Origin of the sequence: Streptomyces sp. NBC_01381 (assembly GCF_026340305.1) — a bacterium.
Classification (GTDB): domain Bacteria; phylum Actinomycetota; class Actinomycetes; order Streptomycetales; family Streptomycetaceae; genus Streptomyces.
In genome coordinates this window covers 3,279,380-3,301,418 of the sequence record NZ_JAPEPI010000001.1, presented here as the reverse complement: position 1 = coordinate 3,301,418, position 22,039 = coordinate 3,279,380, and the positions used below count along the sequence as shown (strand labels likewise).

Genomic DNA, 22,039 nt, shown 5'->3' with positions numbered 1-22,039 from the left:
AGCACCCTACGCAGAGCCACTGACAGTGCCGCACCGTGGGCGGCACTTTGTGGCGTTCTTGCAACACACCAGCCAGTACGGCGTTTCCGGCGTGTCCCCTCTCCCCCGGCGGCCGCGCTAGGCCTGGCCGGCCTCCTTCATCTGACGCAGCTCCTTCTTCATCTCCGACACCTCGTCACGCAGCCGGGCGGCGATCTCGAACTGCAGGTCGGCGGCGGCCGCGCGCATCCGCGCGGTCATCTCCTCGATCTGCTCGGCCAGTTCGGCCGCGGGGCGGTCGGTGGGCACCTTCGCCGCGGTCTTGCCCTTGGCCGCCTTGCCCGCCTTACCGTTGGCCCCGCCGAGCGCGGGCACGGGCGCCTTGGCGTCCTTGCCTTCCTTCGCCTTGCGGTAATCGGTCCCCAGGAGCTCCTCGGTGTCGACCTCCTCGCGCGCGATCGCCGACACGATGTCGTTGATCTTCTTGCGCAGCGGCTGCGGGTCGATGCCCTTTTCCTTGTTGTACGCGATCTGCTTCTCGCGGCGGCGGTTGGTCTCGTCGATGGCCTGCTCCATCGCCGGGGTGATCTTGTCCGCGTACATATGGACCTGGCCCGAGACGTTGCGCGCCGCGCGGCCGATGGTCTGGATCAGTGAGGTGCCGGAGCGCAGGAAGCCCTGCTTGTCGGCGTCGAGGATCGCCACCAGGGAGACCTCGGGCAGGTCGAGGCCCTCGCGCAGGAGGTTGATGCCGACCAGCACGTCGTACTCACCGGCGCGCAGCTCGCGCAGCAGCTCGACGCGGCGCAGGGTGTCGACGTCGCTGTGCAGATAGCGGACCTGGATGCCCAGTTCGAGGAAGTAGTCGGTGAGGTCCTCGGCCATCTTCTTGGTGAGGGTGGTGACCAGGACCCGCTCGTCCTTCTCCGTACGGGTGCGGATCTCGTGCACCAGGTCGTCGATCTGGCCCTCGGTGGGCTTGACCACGACCTCCGGGTCGACGAGGCCGGTGGGGCGGATGATCTGCTCGACGAAGCCGTCGCCGCGCGAGAGTTCGTACTTGCCCGGGGTCGCCGAGAGGTAGACGGTCTGGCCGATGCGGCCGAGGAACTCCTCCCACTTCAGCGGGCGGTTGTCCAGCGCGGACGGCAGCCGGAAGCCGTGGTCCACCAGGGTCCGCTTGCGGGAGGCGTCGCCCTCGTACATGGCGCCGATCTGCGGGACCGTGACATGCGACTCGTCGATGACGAGGAGGAAGTCCTCGGGGAAGTAGTCGATGAGGGTGTTCGGCGCGGAGCCGGGCTCGCGGTCGTCGAAGTGCATCGAGTAGTTCTCGACGCCGGAGCAGGAGCCGATCTGGCGGAGCATCTCCAGGTCGTACGTCGTACGCATTCGAAGGCGCTGGGCCTCCAGCATCTTGCCCTGCTTCTCCAGCTCGGTCAGGCGCTCGGCGAGCTCCTTCTCGATGCCGTTGACCGCCTTCTCCATGCGCTCGGGACCCGCCACGTAGTGCGAGGCCGGGAAGACGTAGAGGTGGTCGTCGTCGCTGATGACCTCGCCGGTGAGGGGGTGCAGCGTGGAGAGCGCCTCGATCTCGTCGCCGAACATCTCGATGCGGACGGCCAGCTCTTCGTAGACCGGGAAGATCTCGATGGTGTCGCCGCGGACCCGGAAGGTGCCTCGCGCGAAGGCCACGTCGTTGCGCGTGTACTGGATGTCGACGAAGCGGCGCAGGAGCTGGTCGCGGTCGATCTCGTCGCCGACCTTGAGCGGGACCATCCGGTCCACGTACTCCTGCGGCGTGCCGAGGCCGTAGATGCAGGAGACGGATGCGACCACGATCACGTCACGGCGGGTCAGGAGCGAGTTCGTCGCCGAGTGGCGCAGGCGCTCGACCTCCTCGTTGATCGAGGAGTCCTTCTCGATGTACGTGTCCGACTGAGGGACGTACGCCTCGGGCTGGTAGTAGTCGTAGTACGAGACGAAGTACTCGACCGCGTTGTTCGGGAGAAGCTCGCGGAACTCGTTGGCCAGCTGGGCGGCCAGCGTCTTGTTCGGCGCCATCACGAGCGTGGGGCGCTGGAGCTTCTCGATCATCCACGCGGTGGTGGCCGACTTGCCGGTGCCGGTCGCGCCGAGCAGGACGACGTCCTTCTCACCTGCGTTGATGCGCCGCTCCAGGTCGGCGATGGCCGCCGGCTGGTCGCCGCTTGGCGTGTAGTTGCTGACGACCTCGAAAGGCGCCACCGTGCGTTCGATCTTGGATACGGGCCGCATGGAACCCACCGTACGACCCCGCACTGACAACGGGGCCGGATCACCAGCTCTGCGGGGCCTTGGAGCCGGGGCGGGGCGGGGGCCTGCGGCCGGCCCGCGGGTCGTGCCGGTCGCCGGAGCGCGGGACGGGGTAGGGGGCGCGCGCCGCCTGCGCGGCGTTCTTGAGGTCTTCCTTGCCCATCACCATCAGCGGGTCGAACATCACGATCACGCCCGCGAGGAGCAGGAAGGCGAGCGGGCCGATCATCATGGGCGCGAGGAGTTCGGCGGGTGAGTCACCGGTGGTCGGCGCGGCGGTCGAGCTGCCGTGCAGATGGACGCTGAGCGCGGCCATTCCCGTGTAGTGCATCCCGCTGACGGCCAGGCCCATCACGAGGCTCGCGCCGAGGCTCCACAGGAAGCCTCTGACCTGAGCGGCCGCCCACAGGGCGGCGGTGGCGGCGACGACGGCGATGACCACGGAGGCGGAGACGGTGAAGGTGTTGTACTCCAGCGTTCCGCGCAGACGCATACCGGCCATTCCCAGATAGTGCATCGAGGCGACACCCAGGCCGGTGATCGTCCCCCCGGTGAACAGGGCCGTCCCGGTCGCGCCGCGGTAGCCGACGATGAAGATCCCGATGCCGACCATGACGATGGCGACGGCGAGGCTCGCGAAGGTCAGCGCCTTGTCGTAGTGGATCGGGGCTTCCTTGACGGTGAAGCCCATCATCGCGACGAAATGCATGGTCCATATGCCGGACCCGATCGCGGCCGACCCGAGGGCGAGCCAGCCGGGTCGCCAGGAATGCGCGACAAGAAGCGATCTGGTGGTGCAGCGCAGTCCGAGCGCACCGCCCAGACAGGCCATGAGGTACGCCACTACGGGTGTGACCGCTCCGTAGCTGAAACCGTCGACCGTGCCCTGCATTCGCGGTAGCCCTTCCGCCTGTAGTACCTGTTCGCCCGGGAAAAACCCCATCTGGCCCCAACCGACGGTCTACTGAGAGGCCGTGGGCTGCCGCAGAGAGTAAAGCTCACTCCGGAACGTACGAACGATTTTCCGGGAAAGAAACCCGGCTGTCTCCGTTCAACCTGTGGCCATCCTGCACCTGTCTCGCGTTGGCCGTGGACTGTCACTCTCATCCGGTCCGTGACCGCAATCGCGAGGAGTCACCGTTGTACGCACGCGCTGCCGCTGCCGCCACCGCCGCTCTTCTTGGAGCCGGTGCACTCGCCCTCCCCTCCGCCACCGCTCAGGCCTCCGACCGGACTTCGGCGCAGCCGTCCGCCCAGTCCTCCAGTGCGTACGACAGACCGCTGGTCGTCGCGCACCGGGGGGCTTCCGCCTACGCTCCGGAGAACACTCTTTCAGCCATCGACAAGGCGGCTGACATGGGGTTCCGTTGGGTCGAGAACGACGTCCAGCGCACCAAGGACGGCGAGCTCGTGATCATGCACGACGACACCCTGAAGCGGACGACGAACGTCGAGGAGCTCTTCCCCGACCGTGCGCCGTGGAAGGTCGCCGACTTCACCGCGGCGGAGATCGCCAGGCTGGACGCGGGCAGCTGGTTCAGCCCCAAGTACGCGGGGCAGCGGGTGCCGACGCTCAAGCAGTACATGAACCGGGTCTCGCGCAACCACCAGAAGCTCGTCTTCGAGTTCAAGAAGCCCGAGCTGTACCCGGGCATCGAGAAGCAGGGCCTCGAGGTGCTCCGCAAGGAGGGCTGGCTCGACCGGAACCACGTCGGCAGCAAGCTCGTCATCCAGAGCTTCAGTGCGGACAGCGTGAAGACGGTGCACGCGCTGCGGCCCGACATCAAGACGGGCTTCCTCGGGACGCCCTCCGTGGCCGAGCTGCCCGCGTACGCGAAGTTCTCCGACCAGATCAACTCGACGCACGGCTCGATCTCCAACAGCTACGTCGCCGCGATCCACTCGTTCAAGGGACCGCACGGCAAGCCCCTGGAGATCTTCACGTGGACCGTGAACGACGCGGCGGGCGCGCAGCGGGTGGCGGGCTTCGGGGTGGACGGCATCATCACGAACACGCCGGACGTCGTGCGCAAGGCGATCTCCGAGTAGCCCGGCAGCCGACGGCGGCGGGCATTGTCAGTGCCCGGTCGTACGGTGGTCCACATGAACGCCAACGGGCAGGACACGCAGGGACAGGAAGGCCGGCAGCGGGTGGTGTGGGCCGTCGTCGCGAGCGACATCGGCCCCCTGCTGCTGGCCGCGACCGACGAGGGTCTGGTCACCGTCGTCTTCCACGCCACGGACGCGGTGCGCGACAAGGCGCTCGACCGGCTCGGCTCCCGACTGGGCGCCGAGCCGGTCGAGGCTCCCGACTCGCCACTCCTCTCCGAGCCCATACGCCAACTCGCGGCCTACTTCGCGGGCGAGCGCCACGCCTTCGACCTGCCCCTCGACTGGTCGCTGATCTCCGGGTTCAACCGCCAGGTCCTGCGCGAGCTGACCACCGTTCCGTACGGCGCGGTCGTCGGCTACGGCGACCTGGCCCGCCGCGTCGGCCAGCCGGGCGCCGCCCAGGCGGTCGGGATGGCAATGGGCGCCAATCCCCTGCCGGTCGTGGTGCCGTGCCACCGCGTGGTGGAAAGCGACGGCGGAATCGGCGGCTTCGGAGGCGGCCTGGAAACCAAGCGTCGGCTGCTCGCACTGGAGGGGGTGCTGCCGCAGCCGCTGTTCTGAGGGGCGGGGCGAGCGTGTGCCGGTCTGAGGGGCGAGGCGAGCATGCGCCGGCCTGAGAGGTGGGGCGAGCATGCGCCGGCCTGAGGGGGGGGCGAGCATGCGCCGGCCTGAGACGCCGGCTGGCCGGGCGCTGATCTGAGGTGCCGGCCGACCGTGCGCTGGTCTAAGGGGCCGCCCGGCCCCGCGCCGGTCTGAGACGCCCGGTCGGCGTGCGCTGATCTGAGGCGCCGGCTGGCCGCGCCCCGATCTGAGGTGCCAGCCGACCGAGCCCTGATCCGAGGCGCCGCCCGACCGCGCGCCGGTCTGAAACGTCTGGGCGGCCGACGTGCGCTGATCCGAGACGCCAGCCGACCCCGCGTCGGCCCGAGGCGTCCAGTCGGTCGCCGCAACTCCGTTTCGCGTGTACGAACGCCCTGGCACACTGCGTCAGTGACTTCGACCGTCGACGCTCCTGACATACCCGCCCCTGAGGCGCTGCCCGGCCTTCGCCGTCGTACCACCGCGGTGCTGATCGCCAGTCAGATACTGGGCGGGCTCGGTGTGCCGATCGGCATCGCTCTGGCTCCGGTCCTGGCGACCGAGGTGAGTGGGACCGAGGCCCTGTCCGGGCTCGCGCCCACCGCGTCAGTGGCCGGTACGGCGCTGCTCTCGCTGCCGCTCGCCGCGCTGATGACCTCGCGCGGACGGCGGCCGGGGCTCGTCCTCGCCTATCTGATCGGCGCGCTCGGCGCGGGGCTCGTGGTGCTCGCCGCGGTCATCGAGAACTTCCCCCTGCTGCTGCTCGGCATGGCGGGCTTCGGCGCGGGCTCGTCGGCGAATCTGCAGGCGCGGTTCGCCGCGGCCGATCTCGCCGAGCCCGAGCGGCGCGGCCGCGCCATCTCCCTGGTCATCTGGGCCACCACCATCGGCTCGGTGCTCGGGCCGAACATCGCCGCCCCGACCAGCCGTGCGTTCGCCGACACGGCCATCCCCGAGACGGCCGGCCCCTTCCTCTTCGCCGCCGGGATCTTCGCGGTCTCCGGTCTGGTGGTGGCGGTGCTGCTTCGGCCCGACCCGCTGCTCACCGCGCGCGCCCTGGCCCCACAGGAGGACGACACCGCGCAGAGCCGCTCGCTGCGGGCCGGTGTCGCCGCGGTGGCCGCGTCGCCGATGGCCCGCCTCGCCCTGGTGACGGTGGCCGCGTCGCACACCGTGATGGTCTCGATCATGGTGATGACGCCGGTCGACCTCGGGCACCACGGGGCGAGCCTGCAGCTGGTCGGTCTGGTCATCAGCGGCCACATCGCGGGCATGTACGCCCTGTCGCCGGTGATGGGCTGGCTCGCCGACCGGTTCGGCAGGCTCTCCGTGATCGGCCTGGCGATCGGACTGCTGTGCTGCGCCGCGCTGCTCGCCGGCACGGCGGGCCCCAGCCACGGCCAGACCGCCGCCGGGCTCTTCGTGCTCGGCCTCGGCTGGTCCGCGGGCCTGGTGTCCGGCTCGGCGCTGCTGACCGACTCGGTGCCGGGGCCCGCCCGGGCCGCCGTGCAGGGCCTCTCGGACCTGACCATGAACACGGCGGCGGGCATCGGCGGCGCGGCGGCCGGCCTGATCGTCGCGCAGGCGAGCTACGGCTGGCTCAACCTCATCGGCGTCTGTGTGCTGCTGCCGATGGCTGCGCTAGCGGTCCGCAGGGCGGTCAGGGCAGCGTGATGTGGTACGCCTTGCGCAGCGTCTCGTGCACCGTCCACGTCGTACGGTCGCCCTCGCGCAGGACGGCCGCGTCGCCGGGGCCGACCTCGATCACGTCGCCGCCCTCGACGGCGATCGTGGCACGACCGCTGACGACCACGAAGAGTTCGTTGGCCTCGGTGTCGGTGACCACTCCGGGCGTGATCTGCCAGATGCCGCGCAGCTGCTTGCCGTCGGCGGACTCCCACAGCAGCTTGCCGGTGACCTCCGGGGTGCCGGAGACGATCTGCGCCGGATCGAGCGGCTCGGCCTCCAGGTCGGCATCCGGAATGTGCACGGCAAACGACGCGACAGCTTGATCTTTCGTGGTCATGGCCGGTCACCCTAGCCGGGCCCCCGCGACAGGACCCTGCCAGGGGTGCGCCTTCTCCGTAGACGGGTTTGGCGGGGTGCGCCGCCCGCCAGGGATGAGAGGAGACCCGACAGTCAGGAGGCAGGCCCGTGCTGGTGGTGTCCGACGAGGTACAGGCGGCGGTGGCGGATCGGCGGCCGGTCGTCGCCCTGGAGTCCACGATCATCGCGCACGGGCTGCCCCGCCCGCGCAATCTCCAGGTGGCACGCGAACTGGAGGACGTCGTACGGGCGGAAGGTGCCGTCCCCGCGACGATCGCCGTCCTTGACGGGCGCCCCCATGTCGGCCTGGACAAGGAGCAGTTGGAGCGGGTCGCGAACGAGGACGGCATCCGCAAGCTGGGCCACCGCGATCTGGCGCTCGCGGTCGCGGCCGGTGCGAGCGGGGCGACGACCGTGTCGGCGACGGCGCTGCTCGCCGCCCGCGCGGGCGTGCGGGTGTTCGCCACGGGCGGGCTCGGCGGGGTGCACCGCGAGTGGACGGTGACCCAGGACGAGTCCGCCGACCTGGGGCTGCTCGCCCGGACGCGCATCACCGTGGTCTGCGCGGGCGTGAAGTCGATCCTGGACGTGGCGGCGACGCTGCAGCGCCTGGAGACGCTGGGCGTCGCGGTCGCCGGGTACGGCACTGACCGCTTCCCCGGCTTCTACCTCACCGACTCCGGGCATCCGGTGGACTGGACGCTGCGTACGCCCGGGGAGGTCGCCCAGGTGATGCGGGCCCAGGACGCGGTCGGCGGTCCGGAGTCCGCGCTGATCGTCGCGAACCCCGTCCCCGAGTCCGAGCAGCTCGATCCCGCGCTCCACGCGCGCGTGCTCGCCGAGGCGCTGGAGGAGTGTGCCGAGCGGGGCATCACGGGGCAGGCGGTCACGCCGTTCCTCCTGGACCAGTTGGTGCGCCGTACGCGGGGCGCGTCGCTCGACGCCAACCTCGCGGCGGTGCGCGGCAACGTACGGCTCGCGGGCCGGATCGCGGCGGCCTGGGCCGGGCGGTGAGCTCGGGGAGCGGGGCCCTGCTGGTCGTCGGCGACGTCGTCACCGACATCGTCGCGCGGCACCGCGCGCCGCTCGCGCCGGGCACCGACACGGCGGCGGCGATCCGTGCGGTGCCGGGCGGCGCGGGCGCCAATGTCGCGTCCTGGGCGGCCTCTTGGGGGTGCGGGGACGTACGGATCCTGGGACGGGTCGGGGCCGATTCGGCGGCATGGCACGAGGAGGCGCTCGCCCGCGCGGGAGTACGTCCACGGCTCGTCGTCGACCCTGAGGCGCCGACGGGGACGGTGATCTGTCTGGTCGACGGGGGCGCCGGGGCCGAGCGGACGTTCCTGGCGGACAGCGGCGCGTCCGTCCACCTGTCGGCCGACGACTGGTCGGCCGGGCTCCTGGACGGTGTCGGGTGGCTGCACCTTTCGGGCTATCTCTTCTTCGCCGGGGCGAGCCGGGCGGCGGCCGGGGCGGCGCTGGCATCGGCACGCGCGCGTGGAGTGCCGGTGAGCGTGGATCCCGCGTCGGCGGGGTTCCTCACCGATCTCGGCGTGGACCGCTTCCTTGCGGCGACGGACGGCGTGGACGTACTGCTGCCGAGCGAGGGCGAGGCGCGGCTGCTCACCGGTGTGCCCGACTTGGCGGACGCGGCCGTGAAGCTGAGCCGGCAGTTCCCCTCGGTGGTGGTCAAGCGGGGCGCCGCGGGCGCGCTGGTCGCCCGGTCGGGCGAGGTGCGGGCGGCGGTCCCCGCGCTGCCGGCCGTGCCTCGCGACTCGACGGGCGCGGGTGACGCGTTCACCGGCGCGTTTCTCGCCTCCCGGCTGGGGGGTGCGGGGCTCTGCGAGGCGGCGGCGGAGGGGTGCAGGGCGGGGGCCCTGGCCGTCGAACGGGTCGGGGGGCGGCCCCCGTTGCCCGGTTCGACGGCCTGTTGAGCGGAGGCTCCCCTGGGGTGGCTGAGCCGGCCTTCGACTGCGGGTTGTGGGGGCTTGTCGCGCAGTTCCCCGCGCCCCTTACAGGGGCGCTTACGGGGTTCGGTCGTTCACCCCTTCCTGCCCCACGCCGAGATCAGCGGTGACGTCGCCAGGTCCATCGTGCCCGTCGCGACGCTCGCCAGATGGGTGGCGATGTCCTCGTCCGTGGCCAGGCCCGCGGTGGTCAGGGCCGTGCGGGACTGCTGGATCGTCACCGTCTCCAGGGCGGCGCACGCGGGGGCCGTCAGGGGGAAGTACGCGTCGGCCTCCACCTGGCGCAGGCCCGCGGCGCGCAGCAGGCGGGGCAGGCCACGGCCGTACGCGACGTCGGAGCCCCGCTGGGTGAGCAGCGCGCGCCTGAGGCGGTTCGCCAACTCCTGCGCGGGGCCGTGCTCGTCGGGGCAGGGCAGGGGCTGCAGCGCGGGGTCGGCCTCCTCGATCAGGAGCCTGCCCCCGGAGCGCAGCGCCCTGATCATCGACCGCAGCGCCTGCTCCAGGTCGGGCACCCGGGACAGCACGAGCCGCGCGTGCACCAGGTCGAAGCCCCCTACGGGCGGCGCGTCCGCGCCCACGTCGTGGGTGCGGACCTCGACCGGCGGGCGCGCGGCAGACGTCTGCCAGGACGTGTCCGTGGCGGTCGCGAGGACCCGCCCGGTGGGGCCCACCCGCTTGGCGAGCCAGGAGACGACGGAGGGGCCGCCCGCCCCGACCTCCCAGCAGCGCCAGCCAGGGCCGATGCCGAGCCGCTCGATGTGCCGGAAGGTCGTGGGATCGAAGAGGGCCGCGAAGGCGTCGTGGCGCGGGCCGATCTGGGTGGCCCCAGCCGCCTCAGCCGCCCGAGCGGGTCGATTTCCTGAGAGATAGCCGTCAATGAGCGTCATGCCGCGATTATCCCAGTTGTCCGGCTTCGCCTGGGGAGGCTGAACCGGGCATACCGGAACGGAGTCTTCCGTTCCCACAGGCCCCGGCCGCACTGTCGCCTCGTACTGGCAGACTTGCTGGCCAAGTCACCGGAACGAGGAGCCACGCATGTCGATGGCAGGCAACCTGCGGAAGGTAGGGAACCTCCGGAAGGTGGGCGGCCTGCGGAGAGTCGCACGGGCAGCCCGCCTCACCCGCAAGCACACCCGCGTCGACCTCAGCCATCCCGTCCGCTCCCCGCTGGGCTCGTCGGTGGTGAAGTGCGTGACGTACCGCGACGGGACCCGCCAGGAGGGCGGCCGCGACCTGGTCGAGGAGGTCGAGCGCGTACGCAAGAGCGGTGACGGTTTTGTCTGGCTCGGTCTTCACGAGCCGACCGAGCAGGAGTTCGCGGGCATCGCGGAGCTCTTCGACCTGCATCCGCTCGCCGTGGAGGACGCGGTGCACGCGCACCAGCGGCCGAAGGTCGAGCGGTACGACGAGACGCTGTTCGCCGTGTTCAAGACGGTCTGTTACGTGGACCATGCCGAGCTGACCGCGACCAGCGAGGTGGTGGACACCGGCGAGATCATGGTCTTCGTCGGCCGGGAGTTCGTGATCACCGTGCGGCACGGCAGGCACGGCTCGCTCGGTCCGCTGCGCGAGGAGCTCGAATCGGCGCCCGAGCAGCTCGCCAAGGGCCCCGGAGCGGTGCTGCACGCGCTGGCCGACCACGTCGTGGACGACTATCTCGCCGCCACGGACGCCGTGCAGGCCGATATCGACCAGGTCGAGATGGACGTGTTCTCCAAGGAGGGCGAGCGCGCCGATCCGGGCCGCATCTACCAGCTCAAGCGTGAACTGCTCGAGCTGAAGCGGGCCGTGGTGCCGCTCGGCCGCCCCCTGCAGATCCTGGCCACCCAGCCGATCAGGGTGATCGCCCCGGAGATACAGGCCTACTTCCGGGACGTCGACGACCATCTGAAGCGGGCCACCGAGCAGATCGCCGCCTTCGACGAGCTCCTGAACTCGATCCTCCAGGCACATCTCGCACAGGTGACGGTGGCGCAGAACGAGGACATGCGGAAGATCACGGCGTGGGCCGCGGTGATCGCCGTGCCGACGATGGTCTGCGGTCTGTACGGCATGAACTTCGACCACATGCCCGAGCTGCACTGGAAGTACGGCTACGGCATGGTCCTCGGCCTGATCGTCACCGTCTGTTTCGCGCTCTACCGCGGATTCCGTCGCAATGGCTGGCTCTGACGCACGGCCACGGCCCCGCCACGTACCGGCGTCTAGTCTGTGACGGCCATGTCAACCACCGGGGGAAGGTGACCGATGCCTCTGCGCGAGGGAGATCCCGAGTCGATCGGCGGCTACCGGATCGAGTCGCGGATCGGCACCGGCGGCATGGGCGTCGTCTATCTCGGACGCTCCGCTTCGGGCCGCGCGGTCGCGGTCAAGGTCGTCCACACCCAGTACGCGGACGACCCCGAGTTCCGCGCGCGCTTCCGCCAGGAGGTCACGGCCGCGCGCCGGGTCAGCGGCGCCTTCACCGCGCCCGTCGTGGACGCCGACCCGGAGGCCGCGCTGCCCTGGATGGCCACGGCGTACGTTCCCGGGGACACCCTCGCCCAGCGCGTCGCCGAGCAGGGGCCCCTCGACTGGCCGCGGCTGAAGCGGCTCGGCGGCGAACTGGCCGAGGCGCTGCGGGAGATCCACCGCGCCGAGGTGGTGCACCGCGACCTGAAGCCGAGCAACGTACTGCTGCTCGACTCCGGCGATGACACGGACGGCGGCGGTGGTGACGGCGGCGACAGCGGGATGACGCGCGTCATCGACTTCGGCATCTCCCGTGCCGCGCACAGCGATGTCCGGACACAGACGGGCCTGGTGATGGGCTCACCGCCGTTCATGGCACCGGAGCAGTTCAGCAGCCCGCGCGACGTGGGGCCGCCCGTCGACGTCTTCGCCCTTGGCGCGCTGCTGGTGTACGCGGCGACCGGGCGCAGCCCCTTCGAGGCGGAGAACGCGTATCTGGCCGCTTATCAGACGGTGCACAACGACCCCGAACTGGGCGCGCTGCCCGAGTCGTTGCGCCCCCTGGTCCTCGCCTGCCTCACCAAGGACCCGCAGGACAGGCCCACTCCGGTGCAGGTGCTCGAGGCGCTGGCCGCGCTGCCGGACGAGGGGGAGCCGGGTGCGCCACCGGAGCGCGTATCCACCGTGGAACGGGCGGAGCCCCCGGAGGATCCCGCCTCCGACGCCACGTTCGCCCTGTCGGCGACCGCGACCACACCCCAACGCCCGCGCCGGGGGCGGCGGTTCAAGGTGGTCCTCGCCGGGGCGGTGGCCTTGGCGGCCGTGATCGGCATCGGCGTATCCGTGGCGCTGCTCGGGGGGTCGGATCCCGTCGCGCAGGGCACGGACGGCAAGTCGGGCCTGCCCGACGGCTGGCGGCCGTGGCAGGTCGCCACCGAGAAGGACGGCGACGACATGATGCCGTCGTCGGAGTCTTGCACCCCGCACGCGCGCGGCGTCTACTGCGCGTCGCCGACCACGGCGCTGACCCGGCTCGATCCCCTGACGGGCAAGGTCAAGTGGACCAAGCCGATGCACCGCCCCAAGTCCAGCAACGGGTACTCGGTCACCGATCCCGTCGTGGGCGCCGGGGCGGTGTTCACGTTCAGCGCGGAGGGCTCCCAGGGTGTCGACGCGTACGACACGAAGAGCGGCCGGCGGCTGTGGCGGCTGCCGGGGCCGCACGCGGAGTTCCAGTTCCTGAGCGGCGTACTGGTCGTGCACAAGGGCGAGTTGAGCGAGTCCCGGACGTCGACGTACACGGCGTACGACCCGCGGTCCGGCGACGAGCTGTGGCATCACAAGGTGACCAGTGACTCGGCGGGCGCGTTCTACGCGGGTCCGGACGGCACGGTCTTCGCGGATCTGCGCACCGCCGCGCGCAAGGGCGACCCCGCCCCGGCCTCGTCGGCCATCACGCGGTTCGACGCGCGCACCGGCCGCAAGCTGGGCTCGGTCAAGGCGCCGAAGGGCGATCTCTGGCTGGCCACGGTGCACGACGGCAAGGGGTACTTCGCCCGCTGGGAGGACGACTCGGGTGTCTCATCGCGCTTCTTCATCCAGGATCTGACCTCGGGGGACGTCCGCGGGATCGACTTCCCCTGGGCGGTCGAGCCGGAGGCGCCGCCGCTGGTGCGCGGCGACGCCATGTACCTGTTCGACTATGCCAACGAGACCGTGCTCGCCCTGGATCTCAAGCGCGGCAAGCCGCTGTGGACGACCTCGCGCGAACTGCGGATCTTCAGCGAGCCGTCGGTGCGGGGCGACACGCTGTACGCGACGATGCCGGACAGCAGCGTGATCGCCGTCAACACCCGTACGGGCAAGGAGCGGTGGCGCTCGGCGCCCTCCTTCAAGGACACCGACCGAGGCGGATCGGTGGACGACCGCTCCCCGAGCGGGGTGGCCCCGCTGGCCCTGGGGGGCGTGCTGTACGGGGTGACGGACGACGGCACGTTCTCGGTGGCGGCGAAGGGGTAGCCGTACGCGATCAGTCGTGTGCGATCAGCCCTTCGCGTACACGCTCTCGACCCAGCCCGCGAGCTGCTCCTCGGTGAGGTGCTTGGCGAGGTCGGCCTCGCTGATCATGCCGACAAGGCGCTTGTTCTCGATGACCGGGAGCCTGCGGATCTGGTGGCCCTGCATCTCGTTGAGGACCGCGTCGACGCCCGCGTCCGACTCGACCCAGCGTGGCGTGCCCTTGGCCATCTCACCGGCGGTCACCTTGGCCGGGTCGTGCCCCATCGCCACGCAGCCGACCACGATGTCGCGGTCGGTGAGGATGCCGCAGAGGCGTTCGTTCTCGTCGCTGATGGGCAGCGCGCCCACGTCGAGCTGGCGCATGAGCTGCGCGGCCCGGTCCAGGGTCTCGTGGGCGGGGATCCACTGGGCACCGCGGTGCATGATGTCTCCGGCGGTGGTCATGAGTACCTCCCGTTGCCGGACGGCCGGCGCGGCACGGAGGCACCGCTAGTCCCGGCGCCCTTCATTCTCGCCGGGCCCGCGGGGGTCCGCACGCCGGGGACGGCGCGGCTCAGACGTTGAAGCCGACGACCTTCCGCGGGACCACCCGGATGATCACTCGGTCCTCCCCGTCCTTCTCGCCCGGCGGGTCGATGCCGAGGTACTTGTGCGAGAGCTCGTGCGGGAGCCGCTTCTGAGGGTCGGGGAGGATCTCCGCGACGCCGCGGATCTCGGCCGACGCGTACGGGTTCGCCAGGTCGAAGACCGAGACGCTGATGCGCGGGTCACGTTCGAGGTTGCGGACCTTCTGCCGCCCCGCGGTGGCGGAGAACAGCACGGTGTCCCCCTCCCGTTTGATCCACACCACGGAGTTCTGCGGGGCTCCGCCGGGGCCGAGGGTCGCCACACTGGCGAAGTTCTTGCCGTCGAGGAGCGCGCGGACGGATTCGCTGAAATTGATCGCTGCCGTTGTCATGCCCAGACTCTAACTACATGCACGTGCATATAAAAGGGCTTCGGCCGAGGTCGGTCGAGATCGGTCGAGTTTCAGCCGCTCCACGCCGGATGCCGGGGATCGTCGGCGCGTACGACCACGTCGGCCGCCGCACCGGGATCCGTCTCCGCCTCGTACCGCTCGTAGGCCGGCAGCGTCCACTGCTCGTCCGGTGCGGTACGCCGGTGCAGGGCGCCCTGCGAGAGCCGCACGTGGACCGTCAGGTCGAACGGGAACCAGTGGCCGATGAGCAGCGGACCGTGCATCAACAGGAGTGCGCCGGGCGGGAGTTCGACGTACGGGCTGCGTGTGGCGCGGTCCGCGGCCGGGTCCCACAGGTCGGGCAGTACGCGTCCCGTGCCGCCCGGGTCCAGTGGCCCGAACACCTCGCGCCACAGCGCTCCCCTGTCGAACCAGCCACTGTGGTACGCCTCCACGTCCTCGCGCCCGTACTCCAGGCGCAGGGAGGCCGGGCGCAGGAAATCCTCCGTGCCGATCACCAGGGCGGACCGTCCGCGCACCCGCAGGGCGTCGGCCACGCGGTGTGCGAGCTCGCCCGGCCTGCCCGCGGGGGCGCCGTCGAAGGCGATGCGGGGCCAGGGGCTCCCGTCGGCCGTCTTGAGCTCCGCGAGCCGGTCGGCGAGGGCTTCGGTGAGCCGTTCCCAGGTGATCGCTTCGAGTCGCACAGGGCCCATGATGCCGGGTGCGCGGTAGGGCCCCTCGGGGAGGGGAATGCTTGGTTCATGGCTCCGACCGCCCCTCCTCTGCCAACTCCGCCCACCGGACCGGGACTTGTCGCCATCCAGCCGCTGAAGCGGCGGCACTGCGAGGAGTGCCGTGGCGGACCGCTCGCCCTGCTGGTCGTGGAGGACGGCGGGCCGCGCTGTCTGGACTGCGCCGACCTCGGCCATCTGGTGTTCCTGCCGCGCGGCGACACGGCGCTGACGCGGCGGGCCCGCGAGGGAAGCGGCCTTGCGGCGGTGGTCGTCCGCCTCAACCGGCGCCGGAGCCGGTACGAGCGGCAGGGCGTCCTCGTCGAGGAGGCGGCCCTCGCGCGGGCCGAGGAGCGGTGCCTCGCGGACGCGGAGGCGCGGGCGCGGCGGAGGGCGCGGGACGCGGTGCGGAGGGCGGCGGAGGACGTCCGCTTCACGGGGGCGTTCGCGGACGAGATACGGCGCCTGTTTCCGGGGTGTCCGGAGGACCGGGCCCTCGCCATCGCCGCGCATGCGTCTGTGCGGGGCAGTGGGCGGGTGGGGCGCAGTGCCGCGGGGCGCGCGTTGTCCTCCGGGGCGGTCACCGCGGCGGTGGTGGCCGCGGTGCGGCATACGGATACTCCGTACGACCGGCTGCTGATGAGCGGGGTGCCGCGGGGGGAGGCCCGCCGCCGGATCGCTGCCGCGGTCGAGGCCACGCTGGGCGTGTGGCGCGGCGTGGCCTCCGGTCGGGCTTCGGCTTGACCTGCGGTCGGGCTGGGGTGCGGGGTGACCTGCGGTCGGGCTGGGCTTCGGCTTGACCTGCGGTCGGGCCGGGGCGCTGGTTGACCTGCGGTCGGGCGTCGTCTTGGCCTTTGGCTGACCGTCGTCGCGGATTCGAGCCGCCGCTTCGCGGCGGATCTTTCCCGCCCACCCACCCGATTACCCCGGGTGAACGGGTGGGTGGGCGGGAGAAATCGCCGCGAAGCGGCGGCTAGGGCGGACGGACAGATGACAGCCAGCACGGCACTCCCGCATCGCCGCCGAGCGGCAGACAAGGCCCGGCGGGCAGATCACATCCGACCGCCGCATCGCCGCGAAGCGGCGGCATAGGGCAAGGGGCCGGCGACAGCCGGCCCCGCAGGGGCACCGCGAGACGCCCTCGCATGCGGGCGCGCGTCGTGCGCATGGCGGACCCCGGGCCCAGGGAATTGACTTGTGGTGGGCGACCCCGCCATGCAGACTCACGGCTCGCTCACCCACCACCCGGCCGCCTTACCCGACACGGGAGTTGTCATGATCGAGGGACCGTACTTCGTACTCGTGCTGCTGGGCGCGCTCGCCAGCGGCCTGGTGGCCGGAGCGTTCATCGCGTTCTCGACCTTCGTGATGAAGGGCCTCGCCGCGCTGCCCCCGGCGCAGGGCATCGCCGCGATGCAGTCGATCAACGTCGCCGCGGTCACCCCCGGGTTCATGGCCGTCTTCATGGGCGCCGCAGGCCTCAGCTCGGTCGTCGCCGTCGTCACGTTCGTGCTCTGGCCCGACGAGGGCACCGTGGAGATCCTGCTCGGCAGCGCGCTGTATCTGTTCGGGTCGTTCGGGGTGACCATCGCCGCGAACGTCCCCCGCAACGACGCCCTGGCCAAGCTCGACCCCCAGGCTCCGCAGAGCGCGGAGAAGTGGCGTACGTATGTCAGCGAGTGGACCAGGTGGAACCACATCCGGGTCGGCGCGTCGCTCGCCTCTGCGGCGTCCTTCATCCTGGCGCTGACCTGACCGCTCCAGGCCCCCGGACCGACCGAGTGCCGGGGCGGCCGACTGGACGTATGGTGGCGGAAAGCCTGCGAAAGCACGCCAAGGGAGACGGCCATGGCCGACCCCAAGGGCTTCCTCACCACCCCCCGCCAGGAATGGCCGCGCCGCCCCGTGGGCGAGCGGGTCGGTGACTGGGACGAGGTGTACGTCCCCGGCGCACTGCTGCCCATCATCGAGCGGCAGGCCGACCGCTGCATGGACTGCGGCATACCGTTCTGCCACGACGCCTGCCCCCTGGGCAATCTGATCCCCGAGTGGAACGACCTCGTATCGCGCGCCGACTGGCGGGCCGCCGCCGACCGGCTGCACGCCACGAACAACTTCCCCGAGTTCACCGGCCGCCTGTGCCCCGCTCCCTGCGAGACGGGCTGCGTCCTCGCGATCAACCAGCCCGCGGTGACCATCAAGAACGTCGAGGCGGCGATCGCCGACCGTGCGTGGGAGGACGGCCTCGCCCCGCCGCGGCCCCCGGGCCGGCACTCCGGCCGTACCGTCGCGGTCGTCGGCTCGGGCCCCGCTGGTCTCGCCGCCGCGCAGCAGCTGACGCGCGCCGGGCACACCGTCGCCGTGTACGAGCGCGACGACCGCGCGGGCGGGCTCCTGCGGTACGGGATCCCCGCGTTCAAGATGGAGAAGCACCATGTGGAGCGGCGGCTCGCACAGATGCGGGCCGAGGGCACGGTCTTCCGTACGTCGACGGATGCGGGCCGGGACATCGGCGGGGCGGAGCTGCGGGCCAGGCACGACGCCGTCGTCCTCGCGGTCGGTGCCACCGCCTGGCGGGAACTGGACGTGCCGGGGCGGGAGTTGGCCGGGATCCACCAGGCCATGGAGTATCTGCCGCTCGCCAACCGCGTCTGCGAGGGCGATCTCGACCGCTCCCCGCTGTCCGCGGCCGGCAAGCATGTCGTCATCGTCGGCGGCGGGGACACCGGAGCCGACTGTCTGGGCACGGCCGTGCGCGAACTGGCCGCGTCCGTCACGCAGTTGGACATCTACGCACGGCCGGGCGACGCGCGCGACGACCTCGCCGAGCCCTGGCCGACGTACCCGAAGGTCTACCGGCTCTCCGCCGCCCACGAGGAGGCCGGGGATCTTGGCACCGCACCGGCGGCCGACGCCGACGCACGCCTCTTCGCCGCGTCCACCCTCCGCTTCACCGGCGACGCGACGGGGCGGGTACGCGCCCTGCACCTGGCCGAGGTCGACACGGACCGCCGCCCACGCCCCGGCACCACCTGTGCGCTCCCCGCCGACCTGGTACTCCTCGCGCTCGGCTTCTCGGGCCCCGAGCGGACGGACGGCGGCCTGCTCGACCAGCTCGGCGTGGACGTCGAGGCCCGCGGCACCCTCGCACGCGACGCCGGCTTCGCGACCAACGTGCCGGGCGTCTTCGCGGCGGGCGACGCGGGCCGGGGCCAGTCGCTCGTCGTCTGGGCCATCGCCGAGGGCCGCGGGGCCGCCGCCGCGGTGGACCGCTGGCTGACCGGCGCGACACACCTCACGGCCCCGATCAGCCCGCACGACCGCCCAATGACCGCCTGACCCAAGACCCGCACGGCCACCCACACCGGCGAACCAGCCACCGACCGACCAGACACACCTCACCGCCCCGATCCAACCGCACGACCGCCCAATGACCGCCTGGCCCAAGACCCACACAGCCACCCGCCGCGGTGAACCAGCAACTGACCGCCAGACACACCTCACCGCACCGATCCGACCCCACGACCACCCGAAGACCGCCTGACCGACCGTCATCAAGCGCCCCTCACGTCCGCGTTGCCCCACCGGACGCACCGGACCCACCGGCCGCCCTGGCCGCAAGCCACCGCCAACCGGCGTACCAGCTCCGGGAATTGGCCCTCTGGTGGGATCGTTGTCACTGGAGGCACGTCGGCGTCGGGGACCGCCGGGGCGGGAGCTGTGATGCGCTCCGCGGCCGGTACCGGACCCGTCGGCGGCATGCCGAGATCCTTCGTTCCGCCGTCAGGCGCAGGGCCACCCCCGCGCGTCCCCCCTGTTGGCGGCCGGTCCTGGAGGGTGCCTGATGACGACGCTCGGCGAACGCCCCGCATACGACGACACGTACGGCGACGGTCATGGCGAGGGCAAGGGCGGGCCGCGGGGTATGGATGCGGCGCACGCCACGGCACTCCCGCTCGTCCCCCTGGATGACCCGCGGGCCGCACAGACCCGTCTCGCCGGCTCCAAGGCAGCGCACCTCGCGCGTGCCGCCCGCGCCGGACTCCCCGTACTGCCCGGCTTCGTCGTCCCGCACGGCGCGGACGAATCCCCCGGCGCCCTGCACCACCCCTGGCGCGATCTTTCGGCGGACGGTGCGCTGCCGCTCGTCGTCCGTTCCTCCTCTCCGCAGGAGGACACCCAGGAGTCGTCCCTGGCCGGGCAGTTCGCGTCCGTGCTCGATGTGCGGGGGTGGGATGCCTTCCGTGCGGCCGTCGATGTCGTCCGCACGTCGGCGCGGCTTCCCGACGGCACGACGGCCGCGATGGCGGTCCTGATCCAGCCGATGCTCACCGCCCGCGTCGGCGGCGTGCTGTTCGGCGCGGATCCCGTCGAGGGGCGGCGGGACCGGATGCTGGTGAGCGCGGTGCGGGGCGGTCCCGACACGCTCGTCAGCGGCGCGCAGCCCGGCACGAACTATCTGCTGAGCCCGCGCGGGCGCGTCCTGCGCACCGAACCCCCGGCGCCGGAACCGCTGTTGACCCCGGCGGAGCTGCGCCGCCTCACCCGCCTGGCCCGGCGCGCGCGCAAGGTGTTCGGCGGGCCGCAGGACATCGAGTTCGGCTTCGACGGCGACGGGTGTCTGTGGCTCTTTCAGAGTCGTCCCATCACGGCGATGGCGGCCCGGCCGCCGCGCGGGGCCCGGCTGCTCGGTCCCGGCCCGGTCGCGGAGACGCTGCCGGACCAACTCCAGCCGCTGGAAGAGGACTTGTGGGTCGCTCCGATGGCGCGCGGGCTCGCCGCCGCGCTGGACATCGGGGCCACCGCGCCGCGCCGCACGCTGCGGACGACGCCCGTGGTCACGGTGGTCGGCGGACGCGCGGCGGCCGATCTGCGTCTTCTGGGCGCCGCCCCGCCCCCGCACCGCGGGCTCGCGCTGCTCAACCCGGCGCCGGGCGCCCGCCGGCTCGCCGCGGCCTGGCGGCTCGGCCGGCTGACCGCGGCGCTCCCCGGCCTCGCCCTGGACCTCACCGCGGACATCGACCGCGGGCTCGCCGGGACGGCACAGACCGCCCAACTCCCTTACCCCGAGCTCGTGTCCACACTCCGCTGGACCCGCGCCGCCCTGGTGTCCCTGCACGCCCAGGAGGCTCTCTGCGGGGCGCTGCTCCCCGAGCGGCACACCGCGACGGCGGCGGGTGCGGCGCTCACCGCGCTCGCGCAGGCACGGGCACGGGGGCTGTCGGACGACCATGCCGTGGCGCGGGATCCGGTGCTGCTCGCGCTGGTTCCGCCCCGCCTGGAGGGGCAGGTGCGGCTGCCGGGGAGCGCGGGGCTGGGCGGGAGCACGTCGGCGCCCGCGTCCGTGGGCGCGCCGGGACTTCCGCCGCGCGAGGCGCTCAGGTTGCGCGTCCGCTGGGTGCAGGAGCTGCAGGTACGCCTTGTGCGCGAGGCGGCGCGGCGCCTTGTGGCGCGGGGCGAGCTCGGCGCGCCGGGGCGGGTCGGGCTGCTGCGGTGGCCGGAGCTGATGGACGCGCTCACCGGCGGCCGGCTGCCCGGCGATGCCGGGGAGCGGCTGCCGCGGGCCACGTCGGCCCGGCTGCCGGACGCGTTCCGCATCGCGGAGGGCGGCACGGTGGTCGCGGAACGGCCCGCGCGGGGCGCAGGGGACGGCGGGCGCGGCGTGTCCGGCGGGCGGGCCGCGGGGACGGCGTGGGACGGCACCGGGGCGCGGCCGCCGGACGCGGTGCTCGTGGTGCGCACGCTCGACCCGGCGCTCGCGCATCTGCTGCCCGGCCTCGCGGGACTCGTCGCCCAGACCGGCAGCCCGCTCTCCCATCTGGCCGTGCTCGCCCGCGAGTTCGCCCTCCCGGCGGTCGTCGGTGTGTCGGACGCGGTACGGCGCTTCCCGCCGGGTTCCCGCCTCACACTGGACGGCACGACCGGCGACGTACAGACGGACGCGGACGCGGAAGGCACAGAGGCCACAGATCCCGAGGTGCCCCGATGAAGCGTCTCGCCTACTTCTTCGGCGGTGCGGCCGCCACCGGAGCCGCCGTCTACCTGGTCGTCTATCTCTACCGCTGGCAGTGGCAACGGGCCATCCTGTGCGGGGTGTTGCTCCTGGTCGTCGAGATCGTGCTGCTCGGCGCGGTGCTCCTCGGCCGTATCGCCCGCGTCGAGGAGCGGCTGCGCGACGCCGACCGGCGCCAGGAGGACGTACTCGCGCGGCTGCGTACGGACGGGAACACCGCCCCCGATTCGCGGACGGCACGCTTCCGCTGGCTCGACGACGACCCCGCAGGACGTACGTACGTCTTCGTGCCCGTCCTGATGGTGACCGGCGTGCTCCTGTCCGGTCTCGCCTGGGCGGTGCAGCGCATCGCGTCCGCGACGGCGCGCCCCGCCGCCGAACAGCGGCTCGCCGGGCGCCTCGCCGTCCTCGCGGCGCCCCCGCCCGGCACCGGCCTGGAGGATCTGCCGCCGCCGGGCGCGCCGCGCGACCGGCGCGGGACGGTGCGCCTCCTGGCCGCCGCGACCGTGGGCGGCGACTTCGGTGCTCCTGCGGATCGACATGCGCGGCGCGGACGCCACACCGGAGCGCCGCTCGCTGGCCGCCCATCAGATCTGGGAACGCTGCCGGGACTCCACCTCCGTCCCCCTGCGCCATGCCGCGCTCGGGCCGCTGGGCGACGACATGTACGCGGGTGTCGTGCGGCCCGCGCTCACCGACCACGACCGTATGCGGCTGCGCGGCTGCCTGGAGGACACGGGTCTGGACAAGGCACGTCTGACGGTGCGGGGAATCGGCGACACGGATCCGGACGACGGCTGAGCGGCACCGCCCAGAGGCCCACCGCCCCTCAACTCCCCTCTACGTACGGTGCGTTACTCTGCCTGTACGCCTAGTCCCCGACCCTTGG

The 22,039-nt window shown here is 72.3% G+C and carries 19 protein-coding genes; 12 read left to right on the top strand and 7 right to left on the bottom strand.

Features of this window, described 5'->3' with window-relative positions; all coding sequences use genetic code 11:
• Positions 1-117: 117 nt before the first annotated feature.
• Positions 118-2,256, bottom strand: a complete 2,139-nt coding sequence (uvrB, locus tag OG453_RS15395) for an excinuclease ABC subunit UvrB (protein ID WP_266868223.1) — start codon at positions 2,254-2,256, stop codon at positions 118-120.
• Between the two features lie 40 nt (positions 2,257-2,296).
• Positions 2,297-3,166 (bottom strand): MHYT domain-containing protein, encoded by an 870-nt coding sequence (locus OG453_RS15390; RefSeq protein ID WP_266868221.1) that lies wholly within the window; start codon positions 3,164-3,166, stop codon positions 2,297-2,299.
• Positions 3,167-3,414: 248 nt separating this feature from the next.
• Between OG453_RS15390 and OG453_RS15385 the strand changes: the two genes are divergently transcribed.
• The 3 genes from OG453_RS15385 to OG453_RS15375 all read left to right on the top strand — a co-directional run bounded on the left by OG453_RS15385 (position 3,415) and on the right by OG453_RS15375 (position 6,639).
• Entirely contained in the window at positions 3,415-4,323 is a 909-nt protein-coding gene (locus OG453_RS15385) for a glycerophosphodiester phosphodiesterase family protein (RefSeq protein ID WP_266868220.1), read from the top strand.
• A 54-nt stretch (positions 4,324-4,377) separates the two neighbouring features.
• Positions 4,378-4,947, top strand: coding sequence for a methylated-DNA--[protein]-cysteine S-methyltransferase (locus OG453_RS15380; RefSeq protein WP_266868218.1), 570 nt, complete (start codon positions 4,378-4,380; stop codon positions 4,945-4,947).
• Between the two features lie 429 nt (positions 4,948-5,376).
• Positions 5,377-6,639 (top strand): MFS transporter, encoded by a 1,263-nt coding sequence (locus OG453_RS15375; RefSeq protein ID WP_266868216.1) that lies wholly within the window; start codon positions 5,377-5,379, stop codon positions 6,637-6,639.
• Here OG453_RS15375 and OG453_RS15370 read toward each other — a convergent pair.
• Positions 6,626-6,991 (bottom strand): cupin domain-containing protein, encoded by a 366-nt coding sequence (locus OG453_RS15370; RefSeq protein WP_266868214.1) that lies wholly within the window; start codon positions 6,989-6,991, stop codon positions 6,626-6,628. The genes OG453_RS15375 and OG453_RS15370 overlap by 14 nt on opposite strands.
• A gap of 128 nt (positions 6,992-7,119) precedes the next feature.
• Here OG453_RS15370 and OG453_RS15365 point away from each other — a divergent pair, with 128 nt between their 5' ends.
• Together OG453_RS15365 and OG453_RS15360 are read left to right on the top strand one after the other, a co-directional pair.
• Positions 7,120-8,025, top strand: coding sequence for a pseudouridine-5'-phosphate glycosidase (locus OG453_RS15365; protein ID WP_266868212.1), 906 nt, complete (start codon positions 7,120-7,122; stop codon positions 8,023-8,025).
• Entirely contained in the window at positions 8,022-8,945 is a 924-nt protein-coding gene (locus tag OG453_RS15360) for a carbohydrate kinase family protein (protein ID WP_266868209.1), read from the top strand. Before OG453_RS15365 ends, OG453_RS15360 begins: the two co-directional genes overlap by 4 nt.
• Positions 8,946-9,052: 107 nt before the next feature.
• Here the strand turns inward: OG453_RS15360 and OG453_RS15355 are convergent, their stop codons facing one another.
• The gene (locus OG453_RS15355; RefSeq protein WP_266868207.1) at positions 9,053-9,865 is read right to left on the bottom strand and encodes a methyltransferase domain-containing protein; all 813 of its coding nucleotides are present in this window, start codon (positions 9,863-9,865) and stop codon (positions 9,053-9,055) included.
• A gap of 148 nt (positions 9,866-10,013) precedes the next feature.
• Here OG453_RS15355 and OG453_RS15350 point away from each other — a divergent pair, with 148 nt between their 5' ends.
• Both OG453_RS15350 and OG453_RS15345 read left to right on the top strand, forming a co-directional pair.
• Positions 10,014-11,150, top strand: a complete 1,137-nt coding sequence (locus tag OG453_RS15350; RefSeq protein WP_266868205.1) for a magnesium and cobalt transport protein CorA — start codon at positions 10,014-10,016, stop codon at positions 11,148-11,150.
• 75 nt (positions 11,151-11,225) lie between these two features.
• Positions 11,226-13,448 carry a PQQ-binding-like beta-propeller repeat protein gene (locus tag OG453_RS15345; RefSeq protein WP_266868203.1) on the top strand — a complete coding sequence of 741 codons (2,223 nt, stop codon included), beginning with the start codon at positions 11,226-11,228 and terminating at the stop codon, positions 13,446-13,448.
• 24 nt (positions 13,449-13,472) lie between these two features.
• Here OG453_RS15345 and OG453_RS15340 read toward each other — a convergent pair whose 3' ends face one another.
• From OG453_RS15340 to OG453_RS15330, 3 genes are all read right to left on the bottom strand, one after another.
• Entirely contained in the window at positions 13,473-13,892 is a 420-nt protein-coding gene (locus OG453_RS15340) for a CBS domain-containing protein (RefSeq protein WP_266868202.1), read from the bottom strand.
• 109 nt (positions 13,893-14,001) lie between these two features.
• Positions 14,002-14,406 carry a PPOX class F420-dependent oxidoreductase gene (locus OG453_RS15335; protein ID WP_266868201.1) on the bottom strand — a complete coding sequence of 135 codons (405 nt, stop codon included), beginning with the start codon at positions 14,404-14,406 and terminating at the stop codon, positions 14,002-14,004.
• 71 nt (positions 14,407-14,477) lie between these two features.
• Positions 14,478-15,119: a uridine kinase gene (locus OG453_RS15330; protein ID WP_266868200.1), complete on the bottom strand. Its 642-nt coding sequence runs from the start codon at positions 15,117-15,119 to the stop codon at positions 14,478-14,480.
• A 48-nt stretch (positions 15,120-15,167) separates the two neighbouring features.
• Between OG453_RS15330 and OG453_RS15325 the strand changes: the two genes are divergently transcribed.
• The 5 genes from OG453_RS15325 (at position 15,168) to OG453_RS15305 (ending at position 22,025) form a co-directional block, all read left to right on the top strand.
• Positions 15,168-15,881, top strand: coding sequence for a DUF2293 domain-containing protein (locus OG453_RS15325; protein ID WP_266868199.1), 714 nt, complete (start codon positions 15,168-15,170; stop codon positions 15,879-15,881).
• A gap of 531 nt (positions 15,882-16,412) precedes the next feature.
• The gene (locus OG453_RS15320) at positions 16,413-16,892 is read left to right on the top strand and encodes a DUF1772 domain-containing protein (protein ID WP_266868198.1); all 480 of its coding nucleotides are present in this window, start codon (positions 16,413-16,415) and stop codon (positions 16,890-16,892) included.
• 93 nt (positions 16,893-16,985) lie between these two features.
• The gene (locus tag OG453_RS15315; RefSeq protein WP_266868197.1) at positions 16,986-18,476 is read left to right on the top strand and encodes a glutamate synthase subunit beta; all 1,491 of its coding nucleotides are present in this window, start codon (positions 16,986-16,988) and stop codon (positions 18,474-18,476) included.
• A gap of 505 nt (positions 18,477-18,981) precedes the next feature.
• Complete coding sequence (locus tag OG453_RS15310) at positions 18,982-21,126, top strand: PEP/pyruvate-binding domain-containing protein (RefSeq protein WP_266868196.1); 2,145 nt, start codon at positions 18,982-18,984, stop codon at positions 21,124-21,126.
• Positions 21,123-22,025: a hypothetical protein gene (locus OG453_RS15305; protein ID WP_266868195.1), complete on the top strand. Its 903-nt coding sequence runs from the start codon at positions 21,123-21,125 to the stop codon at positions 22,023-22,025. The genes OG453_RS15310 and OG453_RS15305 overlap by 4 nt, the downstream gene beginning before the upstream one ends.
• The last annotated feature ends 14 nt before the right edge of the window (positions 22,026-22,039 follow it).